The organism is Mariniflexile gromovii (assembly GCF_017814435.1).
Lineage (GTDB): Bacteria > Bacteroidota > Bacteroidia > Flavobacteriales > Flavobacteriaceae > Mariniflexile > Mariniflexile gromovii.
Genome location: NZ_JAGJCB010000001.1, coordinates 354297 through 370021 on the forward strand (window position 1 = coordinate 354297; position 15725 = coordinate 370021).

The following is a 15725-nucleotide window of genomic DNA, read 5'->3' on the forward strand; positions in this document are numbered from 1 at the left end:
ACTAATTCGTTAAAATTACATTGTGTTTATCTATTATTTTTCTCAAATTGATTAACGCATAACGCATGCGCCCCAGGGCTGTATTGATACTTACACCTGTTTTATCTGAAATTTCTTTAAAGCTTAAATCTTCATAAATACGCATCAATAATACTTCTTTTTGGTCTTCAGGCAGCTCATCAACCAAACGTCTTACGTCTGTTTCTACCTGTTCTTTAATAATATTATTTTCCGCATTTAAGCTAGTATCGCTTAACACAGAAAAAATATTAAACTCATCGGTATTTGAAAATTTTGGCATTCTATTGTTCTTTCTAAAAAAGTCTATTACCAAATTATGGGAAATTCGCATGACCCAAGGTAAAAATTTACCTTCTTCGTTATAAGCACCACGTTTTAGGGTACGAATCACTTTGATAAAAGTGTCCTGAAAAATATCATCAGCAACATCTCTATCATAAACTTTCGAATAAATAAAACTGTAAATTTTTTGTTTGTGCCTGTTAATAAGAATTTCTAAAGCACTTTCATCACCTTTAATATAGTTACTAACTAAGGTAGAATCTTGTATAAGTTCGTATTGCATAATCATTACTTTTAGGGCATAGAAATAGCTTCTTTGCTTGGAGTTTTAGTTTAAAAGTAATGTTCTGCTATAGGCGAGCGTTGTTTAAAGTATTGATTAATAGATTCAAATATACCAATAATCATTCCGAAAAAACAAAATTTATTTAAATTATTTTATAATTTATCTTGTTTTTGATCGTTGTCGAGTCCGTTTTATAATATTATTTACATTTAATAATTCATAATTCGTAATTCATAATTCTTATAGTATCTTTGCGAAATTATTCCCGTTAAAGCTTATGATTACTAATATTTCTGAAGTAAACCCAAAAGAAAACATCATTATTAAAGGTGCTAAATTGCATAATTTAAAAAACATCGATGTTGTTATACCCAGAAATCAGTTAGTAGTTATTACCGGATTATCCGGTTCAGGAAAATCCAGTTTGGCCTTTGACACGCTTTACGCTGAAGGACAAAGACGTTATGTTGAAAGTTTATCGAGTTATGCACGCCAGTTTTTAGGCCGATTGAACAAACCAAAAGTAGATTACATAAAAGGTATTGCTCCTGCCATTGCCATAGAGCAAAAGGTGAATTCTACCAATCCGCGTTCCACTGTAGGTACCACCACCGAGATTTACGACTATCTAAAACTTCTTTTTGCTAGAATTGGCAAAACCTATTCGCCTGTTTCTGGTATTGAAGTAAAAAAAGACACGGTTACCGATGTTTTAAACTATTTAAAAACATTTCCAGAAGGTGAAAAACTCCTTCTCCTCGCTCCTATTTATTTGGAAGAAGGCCGCACTATGGAAGATAAACTTAAAGCTTTACAACAACAGGGTTATGCTAGAATAAAAGTAAACGATGATGTTGTTAGGATTGATGAAGTGAATGAAATTAAAAAGAATGACGCGATTCAATTAGTAGTTGATAGAATCATAATTAAAGATGAAGAAGATTTTTTAAACAGACTTGCCGATGCTGTACAAACAGCGTTTTTTGAAGGTAAAGGTGAATGTGCCATTGAAACGTTGTCCGACAACAAACAACGTCCGTTCAGTAATAAATTTGAAATGGATGGTATTAATTTTTTAGAACCCAATGTACATCTATTCAGTTTTAACAATCCTTATGGCGCTTGCCCTAAATGTGAAGGTTATGGCGACATTATTGGTATTGACGAAGATTTAGTGATACCCAACACCGGACTTTCAGTTTACGAAAATGCTATTTTTCCATGGCGTGGTGAAAGTATGAGTTGGTATAGAGACCAATTGGTCAACAATTCACACAAATTCGATTTCCCTATACACAAACCTTATTTTCAATTAACCGATGCCCAAAAACAACTCATTTGGGACGGAAACAAATTTTTTGAAGGATTGAATTCCTTTTTTGCTGAATTAGAAGCTAAAGCCTATAAAATCCAAAACCGTGTGATGCTATCGCGTTACCGCGGAAAAACCAAATGTAAAACCTGTAATGGCAAACGCTTACGTGTTGAAGCTAATTATGTTAAAATTGGCGGCGCTACCATTACCGATTTGGTAGAAATACCCTTGGATAAATTAGCAGTTTTTTTCAAACAATTGGAATTAAACGATTTCGATACCCAAATTGCAGACAGGTTATTGAAGGAAATCAACAATCGTTTATCATTTCTAGCCAATGTAGGTTTGGATTATTTAACACTGAACAGAAAATCGAACACGCTTTCTGGTGGTGAAAGTCAACGTATCAATCTTGCAACCTCTTTAGGCAGTAGTTTAGTAGGCTCTATGTATATTTTAGACGAGCCAAGTATTGGTTTACACCCTAAAGATACCGAACGCTTGATTTTGGTTTTAAAACAGCTTCAAAGCTTAGGAAATACGGTTATTGTGGTGGAGCATGATGAAGATATTATGAAAGCTGCCGATACCATTATAGATATTGGTCCTGAAGCTGGTACTTTTGGCGGACATGTAGTTGCTTGCGGTACATATGAAGATATTTTGGTTTCCAACTCCTTAACAGCGCAATACCTAAATGAAACTTTGAAAATTGAAGTCCCAAAAACCAGAAGAACTTCAAAATACTATGTAGATGTTATTGGTGCGCGCGAAAACAACTTAAAAAATATCGATGTTCGTTTTCCTTTAGGTATGCTAACGGTAGTTACAGGTGTTTCCGGAAGCGGAAAAAGTACTTTGGTAAAAAAGATTTTATATCCTGCGCTTCAAAAAAAATTAACGGATTTTAGTGATAAACCAGGGCAGTTTACGTCACTTGAAGGTAATTTCAGCAATATAAAACATATTGAATTTGTAGATCAGAATCCTATTGGAAGGTCGTCGCGCTCCAATCCTGTTACCTACATCAAGGCCTATGATGATATTCGTTCATTATTTGCAAACCAAAAATTAAGCAACATTAGAAACTATCAAGCAAAACACTTTTCATTTAATGTAGATGGCGGACGCTGTGAGACTTGCAAAGGTGAAGGTGAAGTAACCATTGAAATGCAATTTATGGCCGATGTGCATTTGGAATGCGAAACCTGTAAAGGCAAACGCTTTAAAAAAGATGTACTTGAAGTTACTTATGCAAATAAAAACATTGATGATATTTTAAACCTAACCATTGATGATGCCATCACATTTTTTGGAGCTAACGAACAAACCAAAATAAAAACCAAATTACAACCGCTTCAAGATGTTGGTTTGGGCTATGTAACTTTAGGGCAAAGTTCTTCTACCCTTTCTGGTGGCGAAGCGCAACGTATTAAACTCGCTTCTTTTTTAGGAAAAGGAAACAACAAGGATAAAGCCTTGTTTATTTTTGACGAACCTACTACGGGGTTGCATTTTCACGACATTCAAAAACTACTAAAATCGTTTAATGCACTTATTCAAAACGGACATTCCATTATTGTTGTTGAACACAATATAGACCTTATAAAAGGTGCCGATTATATTATTGATTTAGGCCCCACGGGTGGTGAAAATGGCGGGAATTTGGTAGCTTCAGGAACTCCTGAAGAAATTGTAAAAGTAAAAGCTTCAGAAACAGGTAAATATTTAAAAGACAAACTCTAACCAACAGAATACAACATAAAATATTGTATTTATTTCATAATGAGGCTCGATTGAGGCATCACTACAAATGAATTTTAATCATTTATACCTTTAAACTATTTAATTCCTCCAAACGTCGAAATTAACATGATTTCAAATACTTAAAAATGTTTTTGGCACGCAAATTGAAAACTACTTTACAATAGCGTACGCTGAAAAGCTAAAAGAGTAGGCAAACATCAAACACCCAAATCATGAAAATAAAAATTACTCTAATCACTTTTTGCTTTATTATAGTTACAGGTTTTAGCTATGCTCAAAAAAAAGATAGCCAACAAAGCATTATAAACTCAAAAGTTCAGATTAAAAAATACCATCAAATTTCCGAGTTAGAAAACATATCAAAAGGAGAATTACTGAATTTATACACAGAAAGAATTCAAGCACTAACTAATGTCATACCTTATATAGCACTTGCAACGAAGCCAGGAGCTACCATGTCTACTCTTGGCATCCCTAATACCAGTGAAAACGTAAAAGTGCTTGAAAAGCAAATAGAGAATACAGATGATTATATAAAAAACACTTTGGAATTCCAAAAAGTAATTCTACCATATTCGGACACAAAAAACTTAATGCGCGCCATTATTTTTTATGAAGAAATAATGAAATCGCTTAATACCTATGATGATCTTTATTAAAGAGAGCAATCGATTTGATAGATAAATTAAAAACCCAAAATAAACGTATTATTTTGGGTTTTTATATTTACAATTACTTCTCAAAGTCACTTATAATCAATCCATTATTGAATTTAATATCAGACCATGTTACATGTATCCATGGTTCTTCACTTACATCGGCATTCCAAGTAGATTTTTTGTATTGGCGTTTTGTTGGTATTAACATGCCATCAATTTCTTCGTATTCAAGCTTCATTAAATTTGGTATTTCCATCACTCCAAAATCTGCCACAGTAAAAAGAAATTGATCTACCAACAAGGTTTCTTTATTAATGTAAACCTGATAAATATCAGTAGGTTTATCATCTATGGATTGAAAAGTGATTTTAACAACATCATAGGATGTATTATCTATTGTTTTTTCACCAATATATTCATAATTTACTCCCGGATCCATTAATTTTTGAAACATGGCAAACCAATAAAAATTAGTGGGTCGGTTGAAGGCAACACGCTTCAATCGAATGCTATCCGTTATAATTTCACCATTATTTTTCAACCAATATTCACTTCCATCATATCCTTGTTCAATAAGCCCTTTTAAATCGGGAAACGTACGTTCATGTTTATGGTATGCACCATAAGAAAGCTCTCCTTTAAATAAATACTTCTCTGTTGAAACATCGGTTTTTCCATCTGGTGTTTGATATGTATAGGTATAAACAACGTCCTTTTTCTTAAGTAGGGTTTTGTAATCACCTACTTTTTCCACCATATTATAAATCAATTCCTGCCCTTTATTATTAAAGGTTTGTAACGGTTCTTGTACTGTTATAGGTTCCTTTTTATCTTTACAAGACATAAAGAATACACTTAAAAAAATAGCTGATAATAAATTAAATTTCATTTTATATTATTTTAAATTTTGAATTAAACCAAAGCACCATTGGCACCTATTACTTGACCAGATATCCACTTTGAATCATCACTTGACAAAAACAATACAACTCGCGCAATATCAATAGGTTTTGCTAACCTATCAAAGGCATTCATAGCACTTAGTTTATTGATGGTTTCTTGCGATTTTCCTTTTAAAAACAATTCAGTTTCTGTAGCTCCTGGTGCGAGTGCATTAACTGAAATCCCTCTGCCAATTTCTTTTGAAAACACCCGCGTCATTTGTTCAACCGCCGCTTTTGATGCTGAATATAGCGCATACGTTGGAAACATTAATTTTACAGTACTGGATGAAAAATTAATTATGTTCCCATTATCAGCTAATTTACTTTCAGCTTCTTGCAGCGTATTAAAAACCCCTCTAACATTCACATTAAATTGTTTGGTAAAATCTTCCTGTGTATTATCCTTTATTTTTTTAGAAATCATCACACCCGCATTGTTTACCAAAACATCTATTCTACCATAAGTTTCAATAGCCTTATCAAATAAATATGTAACCTCTTCCCTTATACTTACATCCGCTTTAACCACTATGGCATTACCGCCATTCTTGATTATATTGTTTACGGTATTATTCGCTTCTTTATCACTATTGGAATGATTTACAATTACTTTAGCACCATTTTTAGCTAAAAGTAGTGCTATTTCTTTTCCTATTCCTTTGGAAGCTCCCGTAACGAGAATTACTTTGTTTTCTAATATCATGATCTTATTTTTAGAAAATTACTTAACTGTTTTTAATTGTTTTAAATAGAATGCCAAACCTAATATGTATTCATCAAGAATCAAATCGTTATCATATAGCTTTCTAATACCTCGAATACCTTCAAATGCACTAATTAAGTACACTGCTACAGCATTACTTGAAACATTATTTTGAATGACGCCTTCCTTCTTCCCTCTTTCAATCAATTTTATTAAAGCTAATTTCCATGCTTCAATTATGTTTTTTAAAGCAGCTTGATAAACAATTTCAAAATCTCCAATTTCATTAATAAAATTATTCATAGGGCAACCATGTTCCTTATCATACAATGAAAAAGTTTTAATGCGGTTTAAAAAGGTGTTCTCCAATATATGAAACACATCACCGGGTGCGCCCAAAGGCTCTATCATGGCTTGACACACTCGGTTTTGCAATTTTGAACCAATAACTTCTAATCCTAATTCCTTTTTGCTTTTGTAATGGTGATAAAATGCGCCTTTGGTAAGTTTAGTGGCTAACATTATTTTATCAATACTCGTGGTTTTAAAACCATTTTCATGAAACAGACGAAAAGCTTCATCAATAATGACCTGCTTTGTAAGTTCCGACTTTAAATTTTGTTGCATGCCACAAAGATAAACCAAAAACATACTAATTGGTATGTTTTATGTTTTATTTAACCTACCGCTATAAAAAATAAATTAGACTGACCATCAAATACTTATTAATCGTCTGATATTTTTGGCACGCAAATTGAAAACGACTTAACAAGAGCGAACGCCGAAAAGCTAAAAGAGTAGGCTAAAAATTAAATCGTATGATTATGAAAAGAACAGTATTATTATTTGCAGGTTTATCAATGGTATTTTTAACTGCATCAGCAACAGATTTAAATTTCAACAAAGAAAATAACAAAATTGATATAACAAAACATTACCGTTATGCACAACCCATAGTATTTGTAGAACGTGGTGTGGAATTTTTAATTTTCCCTGATGGAAGTTTCGATTTTAATTCCAACTACAACAACTCAAATTCCAGAAGGAACTCTATAAACGCTTCATACAATGGGCCTCGAGTTAGTATTAATTATTCGTCTGCTCACACAAGAAGCCCATACATTTCGCATGATAGAAATGGTATTATTAGAAGTATTGGTGATGTGCATTTAAACTATGATAGATATGGAAAAATAACACGGGTTGGATCTGTATCCATAGATTATGGCAAAGGCAAAAATGCTACACTAACTAAGGTTGGTGGTTTGAAGGTAAATTATAACCATTGGGGAGAAATTGTATCGATTCGTGGCGCTGTAAACAAATACAACCGTTTTAACGACTACCATATTGACAACCATAATACTTATGTTAATAATAATTATCATAATGATGCTGATTATTACTATTACAAGCAAAATGGTAAAATCAAAAAACAGAAAAAAATTAAGTAGATTTTATTAGTTAGTTAATAAATCCCAAAACACAACCAAGTGCTTTGGGATTTTTTTTGTTATAAGCATGCATCATTTGGAATGATACTCTAGATTTAAATCAAAAAATTAAGTAATATTCTTCAAGTCTTTTAAAATTTATCTTTTCAAATCTCTAATAAAAACATTTTTTTTATTCTGATTTTCAAATACTTAAGTTCTATTCCGTTTTTTTGGCACGCTGTTTGTAAATACCTAATCGTATAACAATTAATACTCACAAAATGAAAAAGTTTATATTCTTATTAGCAAGTTTAATCCTTACAGGGTTTACTGTTAATGCAGCCACAATCAATTCAGAAAACACAACAACTATTGACAACAGAGGTTACGGTAACTCTTTCATTTTTGTTGAAGATGGTATTGAGTTTTCGGTGTTCCCAGATGGACAATTCGATTTTAACATCTTAAGAGGTAACTCCAATTTAAATGTATCTATTGGCTCACCTCATGTAAACATCAGTTTCAACTCGGGATACGATTATAATGCTTATGTTCAGTACGATGAGTTCGGAGCCATCATTCAAATAGAAAACACACCTATTTATTATGATTATTACGGACGTGTTTCACAAGTAGGCAACGTAAATATAAACTATAACAACCGTGGGTATGTTACTCGTGTAGGTGGTTTGTATGTGCACTACAACAATTATAATGTATTTTCACACTGCACAGGATATATAAATGTTTATAACAGACATTATGTTTACAGACCTTGGCACCGTTATTACAGTGTTCCTTCATACGATTACTGTGTAGTTTACAACAGACCTTATAGACAATATTATACGCCTGTTCGTTATGTTTACAACAGACCGTTTTATAACAATTACAGACCAAGAACAGCTATTTATAGCAGACGCGGAGAAACCATTTCCAGAAACAGAAGTTATGCTACTGCATATAGAAGCGATAAAAACAGAGCACAAATAAACAGACATGCAACTTCGAGATATGAAGTTTCAAAAAATAATGATAACGGAAGACATTACGACACGAATAGAGGTAACGATAGAAATTATCAATCTTCTAACAGAACAGATAGTAGAAGAGATTATTCAAATAACAACATATCAAGAAGTAATTCTCAAGGAAATAATAATAAAGTAACTAGAGAAAACGTTAATAGAACTGTTATTCAAAATAACAATACAAGAACAAATGATGTAAGACGTACGAGAGAAAACACCGTTAACCAAAAACCAAATAACAATAATACTCGTACATATAATAAAAGCAACAATACAACCAGAAGTACGCCACAAGTAACACAACGTACTACGAATACAAATGCACAACGCACTGTTACGAGATCTACACAAAGCAAGCCAATGGCAGCACAAAGTAGAAGTAATTCTGGAAATAATAATTCAAGATCGGAATCTACATCCAGAAGACGATCATAACAAGTTTGGTTGGTTAGTTTGGAAATCCCTGCAATAAGTTTGCCTCAAAGCAACATTGTGGGGGTTTCTGTTTTAAATTACTGCGTAACCAAGAATCCCCTCTAATTAAGAAATCTCAAATACTTTTTTATAACCACCGAAATATCTTCGGAAACATTCATCCTCAAAATAATTAGAACATAAAGTATTGTTGCTAATATCGATTTTAAAGCAATATTCATAATAGGATGAAAAGGAAATTCCCAAAAGTAAAAAAGTAAAACACTCAACACTATCAAGCCTAAAACCTTAGCTGTATCTTTGTTGAAAGGCATCATGTTAAACTTCACTTTAACAAAATAAATTTTAATGGTATTATAAACACACACAGCTAAAAAAGTAGCAAAAGCCGACCCGTTAATTCCAAACATGGGAATAAATAAAATGTTTAGAAATATGGTCAACACCGTTAAAATAACACCAAATAACAGCACCATTCTGTAATAATCACTATTAAACAATACCACATTGTTACAACCCATCAAACAATCGTAAAGTTTTGCTATGCCTACTAAAAAAACCACCAATAAGCCACCACTAAACTCCTTGGGAATTAAAAGGTACAACGTATTGATATTAATGATAATAATAAGAAAAATGAACCCTCCTATAATAAACAGGGTTTGCGAGCTTCTTACATATAAATCGTTAAGTGCTACTTTATTTTTATCGTTTAAATATTGCGCCGTTAATGGCTGAAGAATTTGTTGCATAGAGCGTGATGGCACTACAATAACCGTAGCAATATAAATAGCAACCCCATAATAAGCCACTTCTTGAATTGGGATATACATACCCAACATAAACGAATCGATATCCAAAATAATAGTGGCAATAGAACCGGCTATAATAATGAGCGATGCATATTTTAAAATAGCACTCAACCCTTCAATTCTGTAAAACTTCAACACCGGAAATTTGATGGTGAAGGCGTACAATTTCATGATAATCATTCTAATAATGTAAACCCAAACCACACCAACAACAAATTGTTCTACATCAAGCCATTCGAAATACACTGCAAATAATAAAAGCATCACGCCTACTCTATGAAACACTTCTTTCATAAAATTACCAAACACCGTTTGCAATTGCGTTTTAGACCAAGCAAAAAACACTTCAAAATACGCCATGGCTACTGCCGAAACAAAAATGTACCACACATACCCCTTAACGATCTCGTTTTTTTGCGATAACAATTCACCAATAGCTTCATAAGTAAAAACACCAATTAAACTTACTGGAATAATCATGGCTAAAGGCAAAAACAGCATCAATGTTAAAAAGCTGTTTAGGGAATTTTTAGTTTTAAAAGAGGAGTAGAATTTTATAATGGTATTATGTGCGCCAAAAGCCATTAAAGGCATTACAATATTGGCCGTAGATAATATAAATGCTACCAAACCATAATAAACATCGGAAATAAAATAAGTATATAAAAACAAGGTGTTAAGTGCACCAATTCCAAAACCTAGATAGGTTGAAACGGTGTTTTTAAACGATTGTGATGTTACAATACCCATTTATATTAATTTCGATAATGCTTCAGTAAGTGACTTCCGGCTGTATTTTTGCAATCCAATTGGATATACTTGTAAAGCATTTTCTTGATATAATTTATAATGCTCTAAGATAACAGTTTTTAAAGAATCATAATTCTGATAATTAAAGTAGTGTCCCGTATTGGTTTCTTTTATTATTTTTTCAACATCTGAATCGTTTGGACCTATAGCAATAATGGGTCTGTTTGAAACCATATATTCAAATAATTTCCCAGGAATAATGCACTTGGTTTCTTCTGAATCTATTTCAATCAACAATAAAATTTGTGATTTTTTTTGAAACACAATTGCTTCTTTGTGTGATACATAACCTATGTTATTTACATAGTCACTTAAATTGTGTTTTTTAATAGAATGAAGCACATCATCACTCACAAATCCAATAAAATTAAGTTGAAAATCTTTAGAAAAAGATTCGTTTTCAGCTATTAAATCACCTAATACGCGCCATAAAATTTCTGGATTTCTTTTTGATAATAATGAACCTATGTGCGACAAAGTAAACTTTGTGTCCATTTCAAACGGTGCAACAGCTTCGTAATCATAGCCATTTGTAATAACTTCAATAGGCATATTTGTTAATTGCTGAAACTCTTTTTTAGTAACAAAACTGGTAACAATAAGTTGGTCGGCGGTATTTAAAACCTGCTTTTCTAAAGCCTTATGTTTTGCTTTTGAAGCCTCGGTAAGCATGAGTTCTTTATGGTACCCTATGGTAGTCCACGGGTCTCTAAAATCGGCAAGCCACTTCACTCCTAGTTGTTCTTTTAATTGTGAACCAATTAAATGCAAACTATGTGGTGGCCCTGTAGTAACAATGGTTTCTATGTTTTCTTTTGAAATATATTCTGAAAGAAATGCTACCGATGGTTTTACCCAAGCCTTACGGGCATCGGGAATAAAATAATTCCCTCGAATATAAAGCATGACTTTTTCAATAAAACTTTGAGTTTTCTTTTCAGAAATAATGCCTTTACTAATGGTTTTTGATGTTTTTTTTGAAAATAACCCCGCTAACTTATAAGGTTCGTTTATGGGTTGCTTTAAAATGGTAAGATTGCTTGAAACCTCTGTATTTAAATTAGCATCAACAATAGGATAATTAGGATTCTCAGGAATATAAACAATAGGTTCTATATTGAAATCTGGTAAATATTTTACAAATTTTAACCAACGCTGTACTCCTGGACCTCCTGCAGGTGGCCAATAATAGGTAATGATGAGTACTTTTTTCTTGTTCATTTTTGTCATTCCTGCGAAATCAGGAATCTAATAATAAATAATAACATTCTAATGGATTCCTGCCTTCGCAGGAATGACAATCTATTTCTTCTTGAATTCGTAGAACAAACCACCTAGCAACAACAGTCCAAACAAAACAGAACTGGCTAAAGCAATCCTACTGCCTGTTTTAACAACATCGGGATCAAATTTAAACTCAATAGTATGCTTACCTGCTGGAATTTCCATACCTCTTAAAGCGTAATTGACGCGCATATGTGTTGCATCCTTTCCATCTATAAACGTTTTCCAACCATTACCATAATAAATTTCAGAAAATACAGCAAAACCATCGTTTGTATTATTGGTTTCGTATTTTAAATAATTTGGTTTATAGGAAACAAGTTTTATAGTCGCTAAAGAATCAACTTTATAATTGTTTTTCAAATTTTTGTAAACCGTTGCATTGTAAACGGCCTTGTTCTTATTATCTAAACTATCTAGGGCTTTAATTTCTTCATTTGAAGAACTTACTTGTTTTAGCTCCTTAACAAACCACGCATGCCCATTGGCTTGATCGTTTTCATATGGAAACAAATTCCCCTCGTTATCTTGTGCGATAAGATACTTTGTGTTAAGCATACTAAGCACATTTATGTTATTCTTAGCAACATAAAAATCGAACAGTTCACTATAGCGTTTTAATTCTGCAGCGTTATAGCCGTTCAATGAATTATGGAAATAAGAAGGTTTTGCAGCCCCTCCAACCAAATCGAACACGCGGTAATAGCCTTTATCTTGTAATATGTAATTATCAACCTCGGCAGCTTCAAAAGGTTTGTTTACCTCGATAGCCGAAACAAAATCATCATTATTCACATAGCGTCTATCTACACCTACCAAATCGAATAAAATAAGGATTCCGAAAACGACAATAACCCATTTTTCTTTCAGTTTGTTCTGCAAATACATATAAATAGCACCTGCTGAAAGCAACACTAAAATCAGGGTTCTTAAAGTATCTGTTGTGAAAATGGATTTTCGATCTTCCTTTAAAGCATCAACAAAAGCATCACCGTAATTTTGACGATAAAAACCATCATTCACGCCAACAAAATCAAATAAAGATGATTTAAACAATAAAAATATTAGTGCCAGCCCTCCTGTTATAATAGCCGAATATTTTAAAGCCTTTAGTTTTTCTTCTTTCTTTTCAAAATCATTAAACAATTTTACTAATCCGAAAACAGCTAATACCGGAATACATAATTCCAATATAACTTGAATGGATGTTACAGCTCTAAATTTGTTATAAAATGGCACAAAATCAATAAAAAAATTAGTAATCGGATTACTATCTGGCTGGGGATTGGTAACAAAAAACCAATTTTTACCTAATGATAATATCCAAGATAAAATTGTTCCACTAACTAACCACCATTTTAGACGTCCTTTCACCAAAAACAAAGCAAATACAAACAAATACAGAACCACTGCCCCAATATATGCTGGAGCTTCTACAATAGGCTGGTCGCCCCAATACATAGGTGCGCGTTTCGCTTCTTGAGCCGCTTGGGTTGTGGTAGCTCCTAAGTCCCTAAAAGCTTCATAAGTTGCTGAATCTTTACCAACATCTTCACCATTGCCACCGCCCATAAAGCGAGGAATAAACAAATTAAATGTTTCTGCAAATCCATAGCTAAATTGGGTAATATAATCTCTATCTAACCCCGAAGTAGCTTCTTTTGGCGAACCGTCTGGGTTAATGGTTAATTCACTTTTTCCTCGTGTACTTTCTTTAACGTATTCTTGGGTTGCCAATACATTGGTAGCGTTTAACGCTATTGCCAAAACCACAGCCCCTATTAAAATACTAACGGTTTTGAAAAAATGAGGCAGTTCTTTCTTTTTATAAGCATCAATTAAATATGCAATGCCTAAAACAAGAACCAATAACATTAAATAGTAAGTCATTTGAAAATGGTTTGCCACCATTTCGAGCCCCATGGTTACAGTGGTGAGTAAAAACCCTGCAACATAACGCTTTTGAAAAGTTAGCAAAATACCGCTTAAAACCAATGGCATATAAGCAATAGCATGCGCTTTACTATTGTGCCCTACGCCCAAAATTATTATTAAATAGGTTGAAAAACCAAAAGCCAATGCGCCAAGGGTTGCCAATTTAAAATCGACTTTAAGTACCAAAAGAAGCACATAAAAACTTAGTAGATACAAAAACAAATAATCGGCTGGACGTGGCAAAAACCGTAATACAGAATCTAATTTTTTAATATAGTTATGCGGATATTTTGCCCCTAATTGATAGGTTGGCATACCCGCAAAGGCACTATTGGTCCAATAGGTTTCTTCGCCAGTGGCTTCCCTAAAATCATTTTGTTGCTTGCTCATGCCTATATATTGCATGATGTCGCTTTGAAAAATTTGTTTTCCTTGTAAAACAGGATTAAAATATGCTAATGAAATAAAAACAAATCCCAGAATAACTAGAAAATGAGGAAGTAGCTTTTTTATTGAAAACTGCATGAAATTATATTAAAAAGAATGTTGTGAAATTAGTCAATTTCTTCATAATCCACATATTCACCAACATCTTTATTTGAAGTTTTAGTATTTGGCATTTTATCAATGGTTACTTCACCTTCTTTTTTGGGCTGTTGCTGCGGGGGTCTTTGCTGAAATTGACCTCCAAATTTTTCTTCGGCTTTTTTAGCTATGTATTTTAAAAGTAAAGGTGCAAAAAGTCTTGAAAGAATCTTCAATCCATAATAAATAAGAAGTATAATCAATATGGTTCTCACAAAACCAGTTACAGATGCTTGTTGTAACATAAAAAATAAATTTTAACAAAAATACAATTCTATCTGCTTAAAAAACGTTCAAAAATGATAAAAAAAATATAAAATATCTATATTTGAACAGCCTTAAGTCAGTATTTTTTTAATCATCAGTAAATAAAACAATTTACGATAACTAAAAACACCGTTATGAACCCATTCAAATCTACCCTATTTTTTCTGTTAAGTTTAATTACCACACAAACCTTTGCTCAATATACCGATGTTATTAATTCCAACAGACCCGGAGTATCAAGAAGTGCCTATTCTGTTGGCACTAATGTAGTTCAATTGGAAGTTGGGCCTTATATGGTTAAAGAGAAACGCACACCTGCTACAAGTTATGAAGTTGATGGCTTGGGTGTTGATTTTGCGGCACGATATGGTTTATTATGGGAAGAATTAGAACTTAATGTTGAAGGTACTTTTCAAAGTGACACTAAAACTTACTTGTCCAATATTTCTTCCGAAGACAAACGTGCTAATTTTAAGTTCTTAACAGTAGGCGCTAAATATTTAGTTTACGACCCCTATAAAAATTCTGAAAATGAAAAACCCAACTTATACAGTTGGAAAGCAAACAATCGCTTTAAATGGAAGTCATTAATACCCGCAGTATCAATATATGCTGGCGCAAATTATGATACAGAAAACAACCCGTACACTGCAGAAGGTATTGAAGGTTTTAGTCCAAAAGTAATGATTGCAACACAACATAATTTTAATAGCGGTTGGGTGTTTGTAATGAACTTTATTAAAGATAGAATTGGAACGGACCAATCGGACTTTCAATATATTTTAACTTTAACCCATTCCTTCAGTCCTAAATGGGCCATATTTGGAGAAACCCAAGGCATTCACAGCGATTTTTATGCCGATAATTTATTTAGACTAGGTGGCGGTTATTTATGGAGCAAAAACTTTCAGTTAGACACAGCCGTAACCTTCAACACCAAAGATACGCCTTCGGTTTTTGGGGTGAATTTTAGTATGTCTTACCGTTTAGATTTTCACAAAGACAAAGAGATAGACAATAGTACCTCTGCAAGCGATGAAGGAAAAAGAAAATCCAATAAATCAAAAAAAACAAAAGATGTTATAGAGGAACCTACCGGAAAGCAAAAAAGAAGAGACCAAGATTTTAATTAAAACATTCACCACCACAGCTA

At 32.9% G+C, this 15725-nt stretch carries 13 protein-coding genes; 5 read left to right on the forward strand and 8 right to left on the reverse strand.

What is annotated here, in order from left to right; translation table 11 throughout:
- Position 1: 1 nt before the first annotated feature.
- The gene (locus J8H85_RS01555) at positions 2–586 is read right to left on the reverse strand and encodes an RNA polymerase sigma factor (protein WP_209651971.1); all 585 of its coding nucleotides are present in this window, start codon (positions 584–586) and stop codon (positions 2–4) included.
- A gap of 280 nt (positions 587–866) precedes the next feature.
- On the opposite strand from J8H85_RS01555, the gene uvrA reads away from it, so the two are divergent.
- Positions 867–3650, forward strand: coding sequence for an excinuclease ABC subunit UvrA (gene uvrA, locus J8H85_RS01560; RefSeq protein ID WP_209651973.1), 2784 nt, complete (start codon positions 867–869; stop codon positions 3648–3650).
- Positions 3651–3883: 233 nt separating this feature from the next.
- Positions 3884–4330: a hypothetical protein gene (locus J8H85_RS01565; protein ID WP_209651975.1), complete on the forward strand. Its 447-nt coding sequence runs from the start codon at positions 3884–3886 to the stop codon at positions 4328–4330.
- 73 nt (positions 4331–4403) lie between these two features.
- On the opposite strand, the gene J8H85_RS01570 is transcribed toward J8H85_RS01565, so the two are convergent.
- Genes J8H85_RS01570 through J8H85_RS01580 form a run of 3 tightly spaced genes read right to left on the reverse strand, consistent with a single transcriptional unit; the run spans position 4404 to position 6604 of the window.
- On the reverse strand, positions 4404–5219 hold the full coding sequence (locus J8H85_RS01570) for a DUF6503 family protein (protein WP_209651977.1): 816 nt from the start codon (positions 5217–5219) through the stop codon (positions 4404–4406).
- A gap of 23 nt (positions 5220–5242) precedes the next feature.
- Positions 5243–5977 (reverse strand): SDR family oxidoreductase, encoded by a 735-nt coding sequence (locus tag J8H85_RS01575; RefSeq protein ID WP_209651979.1) that lies wholly within the window; start codon positions 5975–5977, stop codon positions 5243–5245.
- Between the two features lie 18 nt (positions 5978–5995).
- Complete coding sequence (locus J8H85_RS01580; protein ID WP_209651980.1) at positions 5996–6604, reverse strand: TetR/AcrR family transcriptional regulator; 609 nt, start codon at positions 6602–6604, stop codon at positions 5996–5998.
- A gap of 197 nt (positions 6605–6801) precedes the next feature.
- On the opposite strand from J8H85_RS01580, the gene J8H85_RS01585 reads away from it, so the two are divergent.
- Together J8H85_RS01585 and J8H85_RS01590 are read left to right on the forward strand one after the other, a co-directional pair.
- Positions 6802–7431 carry a hypothetical protein gene (locus J8H85_RS01585; protein ID WP_209651999.1) on the forward strand — a complete coding sequence of 210 codons (630 nt, stop codon included), beginning with the start codon at positions 6802–6804 and terminating at the stop codon, positions 7429–7431.
- A gap of 263 nt (positions 7432–7694) precedes the next feature.
- Positions 7695–8879, forward strand: a complete 1185-nt coding sequence (locus tag J8H85_RS01590; RefSeq protein WP_209652001.1) for a hypothetical protein — start codon at positions 7695–7697, stop codon at positions 8877–8879.
- Between the two features lie 101 nt (positions 8880–8980).
- On the opposite strand, the gene J8H85_RS01595 is transcribed toward J8H85_RS01590, so the two are convergent.
- From J8H85_RS01595 to J8H85_RS01610, 4 genes are all read right to left on the reverse strand, one after another.
- A complete protein-coding gene (locus J8H85_RS01595; RefSeq protein ID WP_209652003.1) occupies positions 8981–10441 on the reverse strand; it encodes an oligosaccharide flippase family protein in 1461 nt (486 codons plus the stop codon).
- Positions 10442–11722 (reverse strand): glycosyltransferase family protein, encoded by a 1281-nt coding sequence (locus J8H85_RS01600; RefSeq protein WP_209652005.1) that lies wholly within the window; start codon positions 11720–11722, stop codon positions 10442–10444.
- Between the two features lie 81 nt (positions 11723–11803).
- Positions 11804–14245 (reverse strand): YfhO family protein, encoded by a 2442-nt coding sequence (locus J8H85_RS01605; RefSeq protein WP_209652008.1) that lies wholly within the window; start codon positions 14243–14245, stop codon positions 11804–11806.
- A gap of 29 nt (positions 14246–14274) precedes the next feature.
- Positions 14275–14550, reverse strand: a complete 276-nt coding sequence (locus J8H85_RS01610) for a DUF4834 family protein (RefSeq protein ID WP_209652010.1) — start codon at positions 14548–14550, stop codon at positions 14275–14277.
- A gap of 156 nt (positions 14551–14706) precedes the next feature.
- Between J8H85_RS01610 and J8H85_RS01615 the strand changes: the two genes are divergently transcribed.
- A complete protein-coding gene (locus tag J8H85_RS01615) occupies positions 14707–15705 on the forward strand; it encodes a transporter (RefSeq protein ID WP_209652012.1) in 999 nt (332 codons plus the stop codon).
- Positions 15706–15725 lie beyond the last annotated feature (20 nt).